At 59.7% G+C, this 14,803-nt stretch carries 14 protein-coding genes; 9 read left to right on the top strand and 5 right to left on the bottom strand.

The window, feature by feature from the left end:
• The first annotated feature begins 16 nt into the window (after positions 1-16).
• The 7 genes from LCH65_RS14365 (at position 17) to dhaL (ending at position 7,336) form a co-directional block, all read left to right on the top strand.
• Entirely contained in the window at positions 17-1,504 is a 1,488-nt protein-coding gene (locus tag LCH65_RS14365; RefSeq protein ID WP_003434011.1) for a sugar ABC transporter ATP-binding protein, read from the top strand.
• Positions 1,501-2,478, top strand: coding sequence for an ABC transporter permease (locus tag LCH65_RS14360; protein ID WP_003369589.1), 978 nt, complete (start codon positions 1,501-1,503; stop codon positions 2,476-2,478). Before LCH65_RS14365 ends, LCH65_RS14360 begins: the two co-directional genes overlap by 4 nt.
• A gap of 43 nt (positions 2,479-2,521) precedes the next feature.
• Positions 2,522-3,532: a substrate-binding domain-containing protein gene (locus LCH65_RS14355; RefSeq protein WP_003434012.1), complete on the top strand. Its 1,011-nt coding sequence runs from the start codon at positions 2,522-2,524 to the stop codon at positions 3,530-3,532.
• A gap of 208 nt (positions 3,533-3,740) precedes the next feature.
• Entirely contained in the window at positions 3,741-4,496 is a 756-nt protein-coding gene (locus LCH65_RS14350; protein WP_226439566.1) for an SDR family oxidoreductase, read from the top strand.
• Positions 4,497-4,524: 28 nt separating this feature from the next.
• Positions 4,525-5,640 carry an erythritol/L-threitol dehydrogenase gene (locus LCH65_RS14345; protein ID WP_003369582.1) on the top strand — a complete coding sequence of 372 codons (1,116 nt, stop codon included), beginning with the start codon at positions 4,525-4,527 and terminating at the stop codon, positions 5,638-5,640.
• A gap of 40 nt (positions 5,641-5,680) precedes the next feature.
• The gene (locus LCH65_RS14340) at positions 5,681-6,682 is read left to right on the top strand and encodes a dihydroxyacetone kinase subunit DhaK (protein WP_010202455.1); all 1,002 of its coding nucleotides are present in this window, start codon (positions 5,681-5,683) and stop codon (positions 6,680-6,682) included.
• 3 nt (positions 6,683-6,685) lie between these two features.
• Positions 6,686-7,336 carry a dihydroxyacetone kinase subunit DhaL gene (gene dhaL, locus LCH65_RS14335; protein WP_003434015.1) on the top strand — a complete coding sequence of 217 codons (651 nt, stop codon included), beginning with the start codon at positions 6,686-6,688 and terminating at the stop codon, positions 7,334-7,336.
• Between the two features lie 12 nt (positions 7,337-7,348).
• Here the strand turns inward: dhaL and LCH65_RS14330 are convergent, their stop codons facing one another.
• From LCH65_RS14330 to LCH65_RS14320, 3 genes are read right to left on the bottom strand one after another with little or no spacing between them, the layout of a single operon-like run.
• Entirely contained in the window at positions 7,349-8,434 is a 1,086-nt protein-coding gene (locus tag LCH65_RS14330) for an aromatic ring-hydroxylating dioxygenase subunit alpha (protein ID WP_003434017.1), read from the bottom strand.
• Positions 8,419-10,035 carry a GH3 auxin-responsive promoter family protein gene (locus LCH65_RS14325; protein WP_003434019.1) on the bottom strand — a complete coding sequence of 539 codons (1,617 nt, stop codon included), beginning with the start codon at positions 10,033-10,035 and terminating at the stop codon, positions 8,419-8,421. The genes LCH65_RS14330 and LCH65_RS14325 overlap by 16 nt, the downstream gene beginning before the upstream one ends.
• Complete coding sequence (locus LCH65_RS14320; protein WP_003434020.1) at positions 10,035-10,952, bottom strand: fatty acid desaturase; 918 nt, start codon at positions 10,950-10,952, stop codon at positions 10,035-10,037. The genes LCH65_RS14325 and LCH65_RS14320 overlap by 1 nt, the downstream gene beginning before the upstream one ends.
• Before the next feature lie 137 nt (positions 10,953-11,089).
• On the opposite strand from LCH65_RS14320, the gene LCH65_RS14315 reads away from it, so the two are divergent.
• Together LCH65_RS14315 and LCH65_RS14310 are read left to right on the top strand one after the other, a co-directional pair.
• Complete coding sequence (locus tag LCH65_RS14315; protein WP_003434022.1) at positions 11,090-11,956, top strand: metal-dependent hydrolase; 867 nt, start codon at positions 11,090-11,092, stop codon at positions 11,954-11,956.
• A gap of 24 nt (positions 11,957-11,980) precedes the next feature.
• Entirely contained in the window at positions 11,981-12,928 is a 948-nt protein-coding gene (locus LCH65_RS14310) for a hypothetical protein (RefSeq protein WP_003434024.1), read from the top strand.
• Here LCH65_RS14310 and LCH65_RS14305 read toward each other — a convergent pair.
• Both LCH65_RS14305 and LCH65_RS14300 read right to left on the bottom strand, forming a co-directional pair.
• On the bottom strand, positions 12,876-13,991 hold the full coding sequence (locus tag LCH65_RS14305; protein ID WP_003434026.1) for a hypothetical protein: 1,116 nt from the start codon (positions 13,989-13,991) through the stop codon (positions 12,876-12,878). The two genes, LCH65_RS14310 and LCH65_RS14305, sit on opposite strands and share 53 nt — an antisense overlap.
• Positions 13,985-14,650 (bottom strand): hypothetical protein, encoded by a 666-nt coding sequence (locus LCH65_RS14300; RefSeq protein WP_003434027.1) that lies wholly within the window; start codon positions 14,648-14,650, stop codon positions 13,985-13,987. Before LCH65_RS14300 ends, LCH65_RS14305 begins: the two co-directional genes overlap by 7 nt.
• Positions 14,651-14,803: the final 153 nt, after the last annotated feature.

The raw sequence follows: 14,803 nt of genomic DNA, 5'->3' as shown, positions 1-14,803 counted from the left end.
GCACGAGGACACGCCAATGGCCAAGCCATTACTGCTCCAGGCTGAACACGTCACCAAGGCTTACGCTGGCATCCCCGCCTTGCGTGACGGGCGTCTCTCATTGCGAGCCGGAAGCGTGCACGCCCTGTGCGGCGGCAATGGCGCGGGCAAGTCCACTTTTCTGAGCATTCTGATGGGCATCACCCAGCGCGATGCCGGGACCATCCTGCTCAACGGCGAGCCAGTGCAGTTCAATCGCCCCGGCGATGCCCTGGCTGCCGGGATTGCGATGATCACCCAAGAGCTGGAACCCATCCCCTTCATGACCGTCGCCGAGAACATCTGGCTGGGCCGCGAGCCGCGTCGGGCCGGGTGCATTGTCGACAGCAAGGAACTGAACCGACGCACCCGTGCACTGCTGGACGAACTGGAATTCGACGTCGACGCCACCAGCCCCATGCATTTGCTGAGTGTGGCGCAGATACAACTGGTGGAAATCGCCAAGGCCTTCAGCCATGACTGTTCGGTAATGATCATGGACGAGCCCACTTCGGCCATCGGCGAGCGTGAGGCGCAAACACTGTTCAAGGCCATCCGCCGGCTTGCCGCCCGGGGCGCGGGCATCATCTATGTTTCCCACCGCCTCAGCGAACTGGCACAGATTGCCGACGATTACAGCATCTTTCGAGACGGCGCCTTTGTCGAAAGCGGACGCATGGCCGATATCGACCGGGCCCACCTGGTGCGCGGCATCGTCGGCCAGGAATTGCAGCGTATAGATCACAAGGTCGGCCGAGAATGCGCGGTCGAATGCTGCCTGAAGGTCGAGGGCCTGAGCCGCAACGGCGAGTTCGAAGACATCAGCCTGCAAGTGCGTCACGGCGAAATTCTCGGTATTTACGGGCTGATGGGCTCGGGTCGCAGCGAGTTCCTCAACTGCCTGTACGGCCTGACCACCCCTGACGCCGGCAGCGTCACCCTGCAAGGCAAGCCAATGCCGGTCGGACTGCCCAAAGCGACCATTCGCGCGGGCGTCTCACTGGTTACCGAAGACCGCAAGGACAGCGGCCTGGTACTCAGTGGCAGCATCCTGTCCAACATCGCGCTGTCGGCTTACCGGCAGCTGTCGAACTGGTCGCTGATCGATGCCCGCAAGGAACACAAGCTGGCCGAAGACATGGTCAAGCGCCTGCAGATCAAGACGACGTCGCTGGATCTGCCCGTCGCGTCGATGAGCGGCGGCAACCAACAGAAGGTCGTCCTCGCCAAATGCCTGTCGACCGAACCGGTGTGCCTGCTCTGCGACGAGCCGACCCGGGGCATCGACGAAGGTGCCAAGCAGGAAATCTATCACCTGCTGGATCAGTTCGTACGCGCTGGCGGAGCCGCCATCGTGGTCTCTTCAGAAGCGCCGGAACTGCTGCGCCTGAGTGACCGAATCGCCGTGTTCAAGGGTGGCAGGCTGGTGACTATCAGCAGCGATGCCGATCTTTCCCAGGAAGTCCTGTTGAGTCTTGCCTCATGAATGCCAAAACCATCATTGCCCCAGCCTCCACGTCTCCACGCAGCCGCCTGCGCCTGTCTCTCGACCGTTTCGGGCTGCCGCTGGTGTTCATTCTGTTGTGCCTGGTACTGGCGTTTGCCAGCGAATATTTCATGACCTGGCGCAACTGGATGGACATCCTGCGCCAGACCTCGATCAACGGCATTCTCGCGGTCGGCATGACCTACGTGATCCTGACCAAGGGCATCGACCTTTCGGTCGGTTCGATTCTGGCGTTCGCTGGATTGTGCAGCGCCTTGGTCGCCACCCAGGGCTATGGTTTGCTGGCAGCAGTCAGTGCGGGCATGTTCGCCGGCGCCATGCTCGGCGTGGTCAATGGCTTCATGGTTGCCAATCTTTCGATTCCACCGTTTGTAGCCACCCTGGGCATGCTCAGTATTGCCCGCGGCATGACCTTCATCCTCAACGACGGCAGCCCGGTGACCGACCTGCCCGAAGAATACCTGGCGCTGGGTATCGGCCGCGTCGGCCCGATTGGTGTGCCGATCATTATCTTCGCGGTGGTCGCGCTGATTTTCTGGATGGTACTGCGCTACACCACCTACGGCCGTTACGTGTACGCCGTCGGCGGCAACGAAAAGAGCGCACGCACCTCTGGTATCGGCGTACGCAAGGTGATGTTTTCGGTGTACGTGGTTTCCGGGCTGCTCGCCGGACTGGCAGGTGTAGTGCTGTCCGCCAGAACCACCTCCGCCCTGCCCCAGGCTGGCATGTCCTACGAGCTTGACGCCATCGCAGCAGTGGTCATCGGCGGCACCAGTCTGTCCGGAGGCACCGGCAGCATCGTCGGCACGCTGTTCGGCGCACTGCTGATCGGCGTAATCAACAACGGCCTGAACCTGCTCGGCGTGTCCTCCTATTACCAGCAGGTCGCCAAGGGCCTGATCATCGTGTTTGCAGTGTTGATTGATGTGTGGCGCAAGAAAAAACGCTAAACCGGCATGAACGACTGACTACAACAATAACGAGGTTCTCATCATGAAATTCGGTACATCCCTGGCCGCGGTCGCGGCGTTCTCCCTGCTTGCCAGCAGTATCTCCATGGCCGCCGATGGCAAGACCTACAAGATCGGCGCGGCGGTGTATGGCCTCAAGGGCCAGTTCATGCAGAACTGGGTGCGTGAGCTCAAGGAGCATCCGGCGGTCAAGGATGGCACCGTGAAAATCACCGTGTTCGACGGTAACTACGATGCGCTGACCCAGAACAATCAAATAGAGACCATGATCACCCAGCATTACGATGCGATCATTTTCGTGCCCATCGACACCAAGGCCGGCGTCGGCACTGTGGCCAGGGCAATGGAAAACGACATTCCGGTCATCGCGTCGAACACCCGGGTTGCCGGCAACAAGGTGCCTTATGTCGGCAACGACGATGTCGAGGGTGGTCGGCTGCAGGCGCAGGCCATGGTCGACAAGCTCAAGGGCAAAGGCAATGTGGTAATCATCCAGGGACCGATTGGCCAATCGGCGCAAATTGATCGGGAAAAAGGCGAACTGGAGGTCCTGAGCAAACACCCGGACATGAAGATCATCGAGAAGAAGACCGCCAACTGGTCCCGGGCCGAAGCCCAGACCCTGACTGAAGACTGGCTCAACGCGCATCAGAACGGCGGCATTTCCGGGATCATTTCGCAAAACGACGACATGGCTCTCGGCGCCCTGCAAGCGGTGAAATCCCGCAATCTGAAGCCTGCCGATGTGCCGATCACCTCCATTGACGGCATGCCTGACGCCATCCAGGCGGCGAAGAAAAACGAAATCACGACCTTCCTGCAAGACGCCCAGGCTCAGTCCCAGGGTGCCCTCGATGTCGCGCTTCGCACCCTGGCCGGGAAGGATTACAAGCCGCAGTCAGTGATCTGGGAGCGCTATGCCAAGGACGTCAAATGGGGCGATGGCACCGACAAGAACTACATCCTGCCGTGGGTGCCGGTCACCGATGCCAACGCCGACGCGCTGTACAAGCAGGTCAGCGGCGGCAAGTAACCGGTCTGAGATTCCCGCTTCTGCCCGAAGGGCGTGGGAGCGAACCGGGCGACGCTTCGCTTGTTCGCGAAGACAGTATTTCAAACGACGCATTTTCGGCGGTCATACCGGCCTCTTCGCGAACAAGTTCGCTCCCACGGCCTTCGGCCAGAATCAAAAGCTAACGTGTTTGAATCTTCAAAAAAACAGCGCTACAGGAGTCATCTTCATGTCTGAATTCTGGAACAAGGCGTTCGATCTCAATGGCCGTTGTGCGGTCATCACCGGCGGAGCAGCCGGGATTGGCCTTGCCTGTGCCAGCCTGCTGGTCGCACGCGGCGCACGGGTCGCACTGCTGGACCGTGACCCGGCAGTGGCAGAGATTGCCGCCGGCCTGGGCAGCGGGCACCTCGGTATTGCCGTCGACCTGCGCCGGATCGATCAGGTCAACAGCACCATCGACAGCGTCTTCGAGCATTTCAAGCGCATCGATTATCTGGTCAACAGTGCCGGAGTTGCCCTGCTGGACAAGGCTGTTGACGTCAGCGAAGAGGCCTGGGACACGACGCTGGACATCAACCTCAAGGCCAGTTTCTTCGTCGCCCAGGCCTGTGCGCGACACATGCTCGGCCAAGGCAGCGGACGCATCGTCAACCTTGCCTCGCAGGCCGCGGTCATTGGCCTGGACAGGCACGTCGCCTACTGCGCGAGCAAGGCCGCAGTGGTCGGCATGACCAAAGTCCTGGCCATGGAGTGGGCGCCGCACATCAACGTCAACGCCATCTCGCCCACCATCGTCGAGACCGCGCTGGGCAAAAAAGCCTGGGCGGGCGAAGTCGGAGAACGGGCCAAAACGCAGATCCCGGCGGGCCGCTTCGCCCAGCCGGAGGAAATAGCCGGGCTGGCCCTGTACCTGCTCAGCGACGCCGCCAGCATGATCACCGGCGAAAACGTAGTGATCGACGGCGGCTACAGCATCCAGTAATTCATTTTCTGTCGTGAGGTTCATCGTCATGTCCACCGTTACCGAACGCACTGCCGAACAACTTTCACCGGTCATCCCGAAAACCATGCAGGCCGTGGTCTGCCACGGTCCGGAAGACTACCGGTTGGAAACCGTGGATGTGCCGACTCCCGGCCCCGACGAAATCCTGACCAAGGTCGAGCTGTGTGGCATCTGCATGGGCGACATCAAGACCTATCGCGGCGCACCCTCGTTCTGGGGCGATGCCGAGCAGCCTCGCTACGTCAAACCACCGATGATTCCCGGCCATGAATTCGTCTGTCGCGTGGTGGCGCTAGGCCCTGGTGCCGAAAAGCGTGGCGTGCAGATTGGCGACCGGGTGATCTCCGAACAGATCGTGCCGTGCTGGGGCTGCCGCTTCTGTAACCACGGACAGTACTGGATGTGCCAGAAGCACGACCTTTACGGCTTTCAGAACAACGTGCAGGGTGCCATGGCCCAGTACATGATTTTTACCAGGGAAGGCATCATTCACAAGGTGCCCGACTCGATCGCCCCGGACGAAGCCATTCTCATCGAACCTCTGGCCTGCTCGTTGCACGCAGCCGAACGGGCCGATGTCGACTTCGACGACATTGTAGTCGTCGCCGGTGCCGGCACACTGGGCCTCGGGATCATTGGCGCAGTACGCATGCGCAACCCGAAAAAGCTCATCGTTCTCGACATGAAGCCCGAGCGCGCTGCCCTCGCCCTGCGCATGGGCGCCGATGAGGTGTGGAACCCGGCCGAGGTCGACGTGCAGGCGAAAATCCGCGAGATAACCGACGGCTACGGCTGCGACATCTATATAGAGGCCACCGGGCACCACAAGGCCGTCAATCAGGGCCTGGCGATGCTGCGCAAACTCGGACGCTTTGTCGAGTTCAGCGTATTCAACGATGAAGCCACGGTGGACTGGTCGATCATCGGTGACCGCAAGGAACTGGACGTACTCGGCTCTCACCTCGGCCCCTACATGTACCCGCGCGCCATTGATTTTATTGGCAACCGCAAGATCGACATGCGCGACGTCGTCACGCACAAATTTCCCCTGGCGGAGTTCAAGGAGGCGTTTGCCGTCATGGAGCGCGGCGATAAATCATTGAAGGTGGTTCTGGAACCCTGATCCGCCCGATCCTTATAAAAAGAACACAGGAAATCGCGTTATGAACCGAGTGATAAACGATCCGGACCAGGTGGTCGAGGACATGCTGCGCGGCATTCTGGTAGCGCACCCCGAACTGTCGCAAAGTGACGGTAATCCACGGGTCATCAGCAAAACCCGGCCTTCGGAGCAAGGGCGCGTCGGTATCGTTACCGGCGGCGGCTCGGGTCATGAACCGGCCTTTCTCGGCTATGTCGGTCCAGGGCTGGTAGATGCGGTAGCGGTCGGCGAGATTTTTTCCTCGCCTACTGCCAAGAGCTTTTTCGACGCCTTTCGCGCGGCCGATCACGGGGCAGGCATCGCCTGCCTGTACGGCAATTACGCGGGCGACAATATGAACGTGAAGCTGGCGATGAAAATGGCCGCCAGCAAAGACCTGCAAGTGCGCACCGTGGTAGCCAACGACGATGTGGCCTCGGCGCCGAAAGCCGATATCGCCAAGCGACGCGGAGTGGCCGGGGAAATTTTCATGTGGAAGGTCGGCGGCGCTGCGGCCGCGCACGGTTACGATCTGGACGGTGTGATCCGTGTCGCGCAAAAGGCCGTGGATCAATGCCGATCCATCGGTATCGGCCTGACGCCCTGCACCATCGCGGCGGTCGGCAAACCCAACTTTCAGATCCCCGACGGCAAAATGGAGCTGGGCATCGGTCACCATGGCGAACCGGGTATCGAAGTCATCGACATCGAGTCTGCGGCGGCCATGGCAGAACGCATGCTCGCGCCGATTCTGGCCGACCGGGATTTCAGCGTGGACGACAGCGTAGTCGTGCTGGTTTCAGGCCTCGGAGCAACACCGGTAATGGAACTCTACGTGTTCTACGCCGAAGTGGAGCGTCTGCTGAAGGCTCGGGGCTTGAAAATCCATCGTTGCTACGTGGGCAATTACTTCACGTCGCTGGAGATGATGGGGGTAACCCTGACGCTGCTTGGCCTGGACGCCGAACTGAAAACCCTGATCGACCACCCTTGCCGTTCCATCGGCATGACCCAGGCGGAGTGAACCATGAGCGAGCAATTCTCTACCCAACATGGCACTGCCATCGTTGCCGACCTGGTGAGCGTGATCGTCGCCAACCGCGAATACCTCAGCGAAGTGGATGGCGCGATCGGTGACGGCGACCATGGCATCAATATGGCCAAGGGCTTCGCCCACTGCGGCCGTACCATCGAAGACCGCCAATTGAGCCTCGCCGAGGCGCTGGATGAGCTGACCCTGAGCCTGATGGAAGGCATCGGCGGATCCATGGGCCCGCTGTATGGCAGCCTGTTTATCGGCATGGCCGATCAGGTACGCGGCTGCGAGGAGATCGATGCCGCGGCCTTCGCCAAACTGCTGCGTGGCGGCCTCACTTCACTGCAGGACATCACCGAAGCCGGCGTCGGCGATAAATGCCTGATGGATACACTGATTCCGGCCGTCGAAGCCTTCGAGCAGGCCCACGCCCGGGGTGAATCATTCAGTGCAGCGCTCGATGCAATGAAAAGCGCAGCATCACAAGGGCGCGATTCCACCCGCGATCTGATCGCGAAGATAGGCCGGGCGAGTCGCCTCGGCGAACGCTCGCTCGGCGTGCTGGATGCAGGCGCGGTGTCGTGCTGCCTGATACTGACGCAACTGGCGGATTCAGTGCAGCCGAGGCTGAAAGACCGTTAAAACACCGCACTATCAAAGCTCGAATCGAATCCGCCGCTCGCGGCGCTGTGCTTCCGGCAGCGCCTCGCCGCGCCGGACCGCAGCAAGCAGTTGCTCGACGCCCACATGGATTGCATCGGCAGGCACATTGCACGGCTTGAAACCAGACGCATTGTCGAGCCCTTCGCGATGCGCCCGAATGATTCTGACGTCCTGTTGAATCACAATGTGCGTGTACAGATGGATAAAAGGACGCAATATCCTCAGCACCCAGGCTGGAATCGGAAAACGATAGGCAATGTAGGTGTAGACGCGCGACTGGCGATCATCGACAGGCGTGATCTGGCTCACGATCAGGAAGCCTGAGCGCACTCCCCACAGGTAATCACAAAACGTCACGTTAGGCGCCAGAAAACGATCCGTATGCACAAGCGGCTCGGCGTCCGGGTTGGTCAGCCATTGCATCATCCCTATCTCGTCGACTTCGTCGTGATAGACAACCTCGATGCTCTGAGCCTTACAGGAGAGCGTCGCTTCCATGGCTCGACCACTGCTGGAGCGAAAAATACCCTCGTGAACGAACACCGTGTGCGGCACGTCCAGAAAATTCTGCACCAGACTGCCGACATCGGCGTCGAAGGTGTTGATCATGAAATAGGATTGCCACGGCCGTTCGCCATAAGCAGGCAGCCGGAATATCGGTGTTTGGCGAGCATCGCGCGCGCCGGTGTAAACCCAGACCAGGCCATCCTGTTCGCAGACGGCAAAATGGCGCTGTCGGTAGCGATACTCAGGCGACTTCGCTGCGCCCTGCTTGGCGTCTACGCTGGGAATATGCACCACCTGACCGTTCGCGTCATAGCGCCAGCCATGATACGGGCACACCAGACAATCATCGGTGATTTTGCCAGCTGACAGCCTTGTGCCACGGTGCACACACTGGTCCAGCAATGCAGCGGGCTGCCCGTCGCGCTGGCGAAACAGAACGATATTCAGGCCGAGTATCCTGGCCCTGTATGGCTTGCCTTTGCGCAACTGTTTCTGCGTGCACGCCACATACCACTGCTCACGCGTGCCGTCGTCACGGGTATCGGTTTCACTGATCAAGGTTGCGGGCATTCAGATTCTTCCGTGATTGCAAGAAGCGCGTCAGCCGTGTCCAGACGGCTGATCAATGCACGCGGCTTGACGTCGCCTGCACGAATACCCGTCGACTCCGCAGCGCGCTGCAGCAATTCTGCGAGTTTTTGCGCCCCCCCACAGACAAAACGCAGACGCACCGGGCCCAACTGACCCAGCGTGCGCGCATGTGCATAGTGAAAGGAGCGCTGCAGGACCATTTCAATATTGTTGGCCAACGCATTGCGGCAAATGCTTGCCAGTGTCGTGGTTGAGGTACACAGCAGCACCACATAATGCGGCAGTGTACTGCTGGAGTCGGGTATCAGGCATGCGCTGTCGGCTACGTCTATGCATTGCGCAAGGGCTCGCTCGACCAGTTGCTCATCGAGCTTCTCGCCCACCAGGTCACAGGCACTTGCGCAACGCCCGACAAATTCCACACGCGGCGTCCCGGCGAGCTTACCGACTACGCGCACCCGATCACCCAATGCATACCGGTAAAGACCTGCACCGGTAGTCAGCAGCACTTGCGCGGTTTCACCCATGCGCAGGGAGTGAGCCTCTTTTGACAGCCCGTCGTCCCCGATGAATTCCAGATAATGACTGCCTATCGCCAACGGGCAGCCAGCCCCTTCGCCAAACGGGAGGCTGACCACGCCTTCGGTCGCGAACAATCCTTTGGCTAACCAGCGTGCCTGAGGGAAAAGCGAAGCCAGTTGCTGGGCGTATACTCGACTCGGCCCGTCCATCCAGCAACTTACCGCCGCCAGACCAGGCCACAACTCGGTGAATACTCCGTGAGTAAGGGCGTGACGCAAGGCTTTCTGGCGATTTGCCGGCAACCTTTTTTCAAGCCAAGCAACTATCTGCCTACTTTTAGGCGATTCAGTGTCGAGCAGTGGCTGTAGCAGGCTGGTCAGAAACGTCGGGCTCCACACGCTGATAAAGCTCAGCCCGGCATCTGCAATCAGGGCGAGCAGCGTTTGTCTGCGCCAGTGCGCCACGTCGCTGGCCAGTTCAGGAATCAGCAATGTGCCGGCCAGCCCGGCGATTGCGCTGCCTTGCAGATATTGCAGATCGCTGACACTGCCGATCGGTATGCCATTGGCCGTCATTGCCGGCTGCTGCATGGGCGGCGACATGGACCAATACCCGCTGCCATGGCTAATTTCCGGGACCTGGCGGTACATATCGGCCAGCCATACCGTCAGGGAAGCCTGCAATTGGCCAAGGAATTCCTGCGTATAAGGGATGTGTTTCTGCAGTGCACTATTGCCGCTGCTGCGCTCGAAGAATAACGGCGCACTGGCGGTCAGTATCGGCCCTTGTTGATGCTGCGCACGCTCGATCCAGGGTTGCAATTGGGCATAGCTGTGTAGCGGCACCCGCTTGCGAAACTCTTCGGCATCGCGGATTCCGGCAAAATCATGGGCTTGGCCGAAGGCGCAGTCACGGTTAGCCGACAGCATACGCAGCAGTAAACGCTGCTGAGACTCCTCAGGCTGCTCGAACAGACGCTGCCAGTGATCGAGCGTGGCGTTAGCACTGCCCATGAACGAGCGCCACAAGGCCCTTTTCACATCATCACCCACAAGCATCAAAAGTAGGTCTTGTCGAGCTGGGTCAGGTCATCGGGCAGTCGCTGCGGAGGCATGAACACCTGCAGCCAGCCGAACCACAGAGGTCGGGTTTCCTTTGGATTGGATGCCGCATGCATGTGCTGCCAATGCATCTGTGAATGGCGGTGGTGAGTCAGGTTGTAATTGAAGTTGAGGAAAGCCCAGCGGACCATGCGCGGCGCGCGCATGTTGTAGGCACCTTCCACGACATCTATCGGGGTGCGCATGTGATAGACCCATTGCAGCGATGACCAGGAAAAACCGAACGCGATATAGGCAATCAGAACCACTTCCCAAGACCAGCCAAACAGGTAAGCACACGTCAACCAGACGATAATGCCGATGATGACTTCCTTACGGATGCGCCGAAAGTCGCTGATCGAGAAATCCCTGAATGCTGCGGCGTAAGTATTGACCTCACCGCTCTGCGACCATCGATCAGCTATACGTGGCGGCAGCAAAGGCAGCAGCAGGCTGCCGACGAACGCCGCCAACCAGATACCACCGAGCACCGCAAAATAGTATTCCAAACGTTTACGCAGCAGCGATTCATCCGGCATCGCAAAATCGGCCAGTTCGGCACGTGTGCGGTTGCGTGAGTGGTGCCCGAGGTGATTGATGTGGATCAGCGTCGCGGATGCCCCAAACAGGGTCGAGGCCCACCACATCATCAGGTAATTGACGGTTTTGTCGCTGTGCGCAAGGCTGTGAAATGCCTCGTGCATCATCGAGAACACACCCTGCATGACCAGACAGAACGGAATCAGGATCAGCCATTTCCATGGACCTGCGCCGGTGTTGGACAGCCAGGTAAGCGTAGTGCCCCAGAACAGCGTCTGCAGCGCCAGCACAGCCAGGTTGGCCTTGTCGAAACGGCGTGCCGGGTGAATATCCATATATAACTGCGCCTGAATGACCACATTCGAAAGCACGGAAGTATACCTGCCCTAGCGCCAGTATGGTTATTCGGCAGTTTCAAGCCTGCCGGAGTCTGGCACACTGTGCACCTTGATATCACGGTAAGCCGAGCCCCATGTCGCTCTTCAAACGCATCCTGTCCAGGCGCTCGGCGGCCATGCTCTCCCCGCAGGCGATCAGGCACCGATCAATACGCTTCACCTTCGATGACAGTATCCCGCGCTACTGGCATGGCGGCCGGACGCATACCACGCGCTTTTTCGATTGTCTGTCGTTCATGTTTCCTCAGGGGGAAAAAATCTTCATCGAGAGTGTGGTGCACTTTCGCCACAAGCTCGACAAAGGCAGCGCTCTGGATAAGGCCGTCGACGATTTCGTCTATCAGGAGGCGTCGCACATCCGCGAACACCGTGCCTATAACCTGCTTCTGGGCGCACAAGGCGCGCCGGTCGAAAAACTGGAACGCATGCTGCTGCGACGCAGAAAGGAAAGCGAGCGATTACCGGCCAGCTTTCGTCTGGCGTTGACGGCCAGCCTTGAACACATCACCGCAATACTGTCCGAGCAGATTTTGCGAAACCCGGCATTCATGGCAGGCGCCGACCCGACGATGGCGCGCCTGTGGCGCTGGCACGCAATGGAGGAGATCGAGCACAAGGCGGTCGCCTATGACGTGCTGTGCAAAGTGGAACGTAACCCGCTACGGCGTTACCTGCTTCGTTGGGTGGCGATGACGAGCCTTTCGGTGTATTTCACTTTCGACCTTACTTACTTTACCTATTACCTCGTGCGCGGGGACCGGCAACACCGCAACTGGCGCGAATGGCTGCGCCTGCAGTGGTGGTTGTTCGTCAATCCCGGCCTGCTTTCGCGCATCGTGCCTGCCGGGCTGTTCTGGTTCGTGCCTGGCTTCCATCCTGACCGAATCGACACACGCGAACTGCTCGACAACGCTCGCCAGGCACTTGATGAACAGCGCTGAAGGCAGCTTTCGGGGCCGGCTCGCATGAGGACGATCTGGAAACCCGAGGGCTTCGAGGAATGGCAAAGGCATTTCCCGGCTACTGCGTTCGTGCGTCATCCTGCGGAGCTGGACTGGACCGATCTGTTCCTGCAGCGCTGGCAAGCGCCCTTGCCCGCTCTGCCAAAGGACACCCTGGTCGTGCTGGTTGCAGGTCTCTACTCGGAATTCATCCTCTACTGCAATCGCGCCTGCGCCCGGTCCCTCACCTCTGCGGGCCACGATGTCCTGCGTATGCCGGTGCGTTCCTCTCGCGGTGTGATCGCGCAAGGCAGGCACATCGCGACCCTACTCGGCAACCGACTCAAACCAGGACAGCGTTTTGTGGTGCTGGCTCATAGCAAGGGTGGCCTGGATACACTGGCAGCGCTGTCACAGAACAAGCATCTGCTCGACGCCTGTGACGGCATCGCTCTGGTGCAGCCGCCCGCTGGGCCATCGCCGATCATCGATGCGCTGCTGGGTCACGGCGCCGCTGGCGCTGGCCGAGGCTATCGCATGGACAGGTTCCGTCAAGTGATGATCAACAGCGCTCCGCTGGCTGCGGGTACCCGGGACATCAGCAGCCGCCGCGACCCACAGGTTGCCAAAATGCTCTCCGCCCTGCCCGACACGCTGCACTGCCTGCATGTCGTCAGTTGGTCCGCTGCGCGGCGCTCACATTTCGATACTCATCATCAGCGCCTGAATGCATTGCGTCCCGGGCATGCACATGACGGTCAGTTCTACATGGAACACCTGGCATTGCCAGGCGTCCCGCAGGTCTGCCTGCCGGACCTGGATCATGGTCAGCCAATACTGGGCGGCCCCGGCTTTGACCCGGCGAGATTCTGGCGGACATTGCTCGACATCCTTCACCAGACACGTGCGCCAGAAGGCTCTACACCAGATAGATTTCGAAGCCCGGAATACTCGCCGCACAAGCCTCGGTAAACTCGGCTGCGTGGCCACCGCAGGGTGCCGTGTAAAGGTCCATCGGCAAGGAAAAGGCGTGATACCGATGCATTGCCTTCCACAGCGGGTCCTGATCGTACAGGCATAATTGCATCAGCGAGTAGTCGTTGCGTACCTGCTTCCAGGCAATATCCATCAGTGCGCAAAATACCTCGGGGTCACGCTGGCGAACCTGCAGGTGGGTCAGGTAGATATCCCGCAGTGCCTGGCCAGGCGCGGCGATACCCGGTCGGCCTGCCAGAGGGGCGAGCGCATTGTAGCCAAGGCGCAGTAACTGCTGCGTCAGGGGCATCTGTTCGACGACGATACGTTTTATCTTCCCGGCGTCCCAAGGCGCGACGCAGCCAAGCAGGTTGTCGCGGTCATCGACAGCCAGCAGAAACGAGTCAATGCCGAAATCCGGCCACTGGCTGAGCCTGCGCTCAAATTCCGCCTCGGTGAACACACAGCCGAACGATTGTCGGGATGACTCGCTATCGAGAAACGCCCTCAGCGCATCCAGATACCGGGGAGCTGCCCGTACCACCCTCACCTTGGCGCTCGTACGGGGAACGCTACTCAAGCCACGCTGGCCGTACACTGAGACATTACTGTAGCCACGCCAGTGTGCGAGTTTCAGCGGGTTTGCTCGTCGTCTTCCCAACAGTGACTGGGTTGCCAGAGCGTTATTGCGGATGATGCAGCAATAGGCATGCTGTGCGCCTGTTTCACGGGAAAGATCCGCCAGACGCGCCTCTACCTCAGCCATCCATGACCGGGACAACCTGCGATCGGGCGTCAGTCGGAGATCGCCCAGATACGCGACCGGCTCGACACCACCGTGCAGGTAACCATCACGTACCACCAGACTGGCCGAGCCGCGCAGCTCGCCCTCCGGACCTTCTGCGATCCAGGTGCGCTGATCGTCGGCATGACAGCGATGCAGGGCGAAATAGTCCGGGCTACGATCAAAACGCAGCGGCATGCTCCCGCGCATCGTGTGCCGCCGTTGAAAGTCGAGAAGTTGCGAATTGTCCGCCGCACCGGCCCGACGAATCAGCACGTCGAATACTGCTCGCTCACAAACAGCCGTCGAGCCAGCGGTCGCAGGTTTTCGGGGTCAAGACGACACAGGCAAACCAGTTCGTCGCCCTCGGCGTAACCAGGGTTCTTTTGCAGGAAGTACTCGACTTCCGGCAGCTTCGCGTGATTTTCCGAGATCAGTGCAAGCTCCGCGCTGAGGCGCCCCTGCGGTGACTTGAATGACAGCACGCCGGTGGCCGGGTCGTAGGCATCGCCAAAACGCGCATGTGCCAGGTGATCCATCAGGGCCTGAACACGAGGCGCTGTCGAATGACCCGCACGCGGTGCGTAATCCAGTACCATTGCCCGCAGATAGCGATAGGTTCGATGCCCCTTGCAGATCAGAAACCAGTACAGGGGGACATCGGGAGACTGACGCCACAGGTCGCCCACCAGTCGTGACCAGGCGAAGGCGAGTTGTTGGCTGCCCCAGTGTTCAGGGGTGATGATAGTGTCTCCGGAAAAGACGAATTTGCAGGGCTGGTTGTCCCAGCTCATTTCAAACAGTTTCAGCGTCGTGAAGCCCATGATCGTGTCATGGGTGTCACGCAAAACGACACAATGCGTTTTGTCATCCAGATCCTGCTCGAATCGAACCCGGCAGGTATCCTGATAGCAGGCAGAATAAATCTCGAACATCCGATCGATATCGACCGATCGTAAATCGGGGCGCCCAACGGCGGTCGCGCACAAACTCATGGAGGCCTTCGATGTATGGAAACACAATGACCGGATTCTGAATCGCCGGGCCGCCAAGGGCAACCAGTCTCTCGGCACAATGTCCCGATTCTT

Source organism: Pseudomonas sp. MWU16-30316 (genome assembly GCF_020515645.1).
In the GTDB taxonomy this organism is placed as follows: Bacteria; Pseudomonadota; Gammaproteobacteria; order Pseudomonadales; family Pseudomonadaceae; genus Aquipseudomonas; species Aquipseudomonas cerasi.
Note: the sequence above shows the minus strand (reverse complement) of the source record. Positions and strands in the feature narration are given on the sequence as shown.

Excerpts from the sequence above, each read along its gene's own strand:
- LCH65_RS14365 (WP_003434011.1), top strand. The coding sequence starts at position 17 with ATGGCCAAGCCATTACTGCTCCAGGCTGAACACGTCACCAAGGCTTAC.
- LCH65_RS14360 (WP_003369589.1), top strand. The coding sequence starts at position 1,501 with ATGAATGCCAAAACCATCATTGCCCCAGCCTCCACGTCTCCACGCAGC.
- LCH65_RS14355 (WP_003434012.1), top strand. The coding sequence starts at position 2,522 with ATGAAATTCGGTACATCCCTGGCCGCGGTCGCGGCGTTCTCCCTGCTT.
- LCH65_RS14350 (WP_226439566.1), top strand. The coding sequence starts at position 3,741 with ATGTCTGAATTCTGGAACAAGGCGTTCGATCTCAATGGCCGTTGTGCG.
- LCH65_RS14345 (WP_003369582.1), top strand. The coding sequence starts at position 4,525 with ATGTCCACCGTTACCGAACGCACTGCCGAACAACTTTCACCGGTCATC.
- LCH65_RS14340 (WP_010202455.1), top strand. The coding sequence starts at position 5,681 with ATGAACCGAGTGATAAACGATCCGGACCAGGTGGTCGAGGACATGCTG.
- dhaL (WP_003434015.1), top strand. The coding sequence starts at position 6,686 with ATGAGCGAGCAATTCTCTACCCAACATGGCACTGCCATCGTTGCCGAC.
- LCH65_RS14330 (WP_003434017.1), bottom strand. The coding sequence starts at position 8,434 with ATGCCCGCAACCTTGATCAGTGAAACCGATACCCGTGACGACGGCACG.
- LCH65_RS14325 (WP_003434019.1), bottom strand. The coding sequence starts at position 10,035 with ATGCTTGTGGGTGATGATGTGAAAAGGGCCTTGTGGCGCTCGTTCATG.
- LCH65_RS14320 (WP_003434020.1), bottom strand. The coding sequence starts at position 10,952 with ATGGATATTCACCCGGCACGCCGTTTCGACAAGGCCAACCTGGCTGTG.
- LCH65_RS14315 (WP_003434022.1), top strand. The coding sequence starts at position 11,090 with ATGTCGCTCTTCAAACGCATCCTGTCCAGGCGCTCGGCGGCCATGCTC.
- LCH65_RS14310 (WP_003434024.1), top strand. The coding sequence starts at position 11,981 with ATGAGGACGATCTGGAAACCCGAGGGCTTCGAGGAATGGCAAAGGCAT.
- LCH65_RS14300 (WP_003434027.1), bottom strand. The coding sequence starts at position 14,650 with ATGTTCGAGATTTATTCTGCCTGCTATCAGGATACCTGCCGGGTTCGA.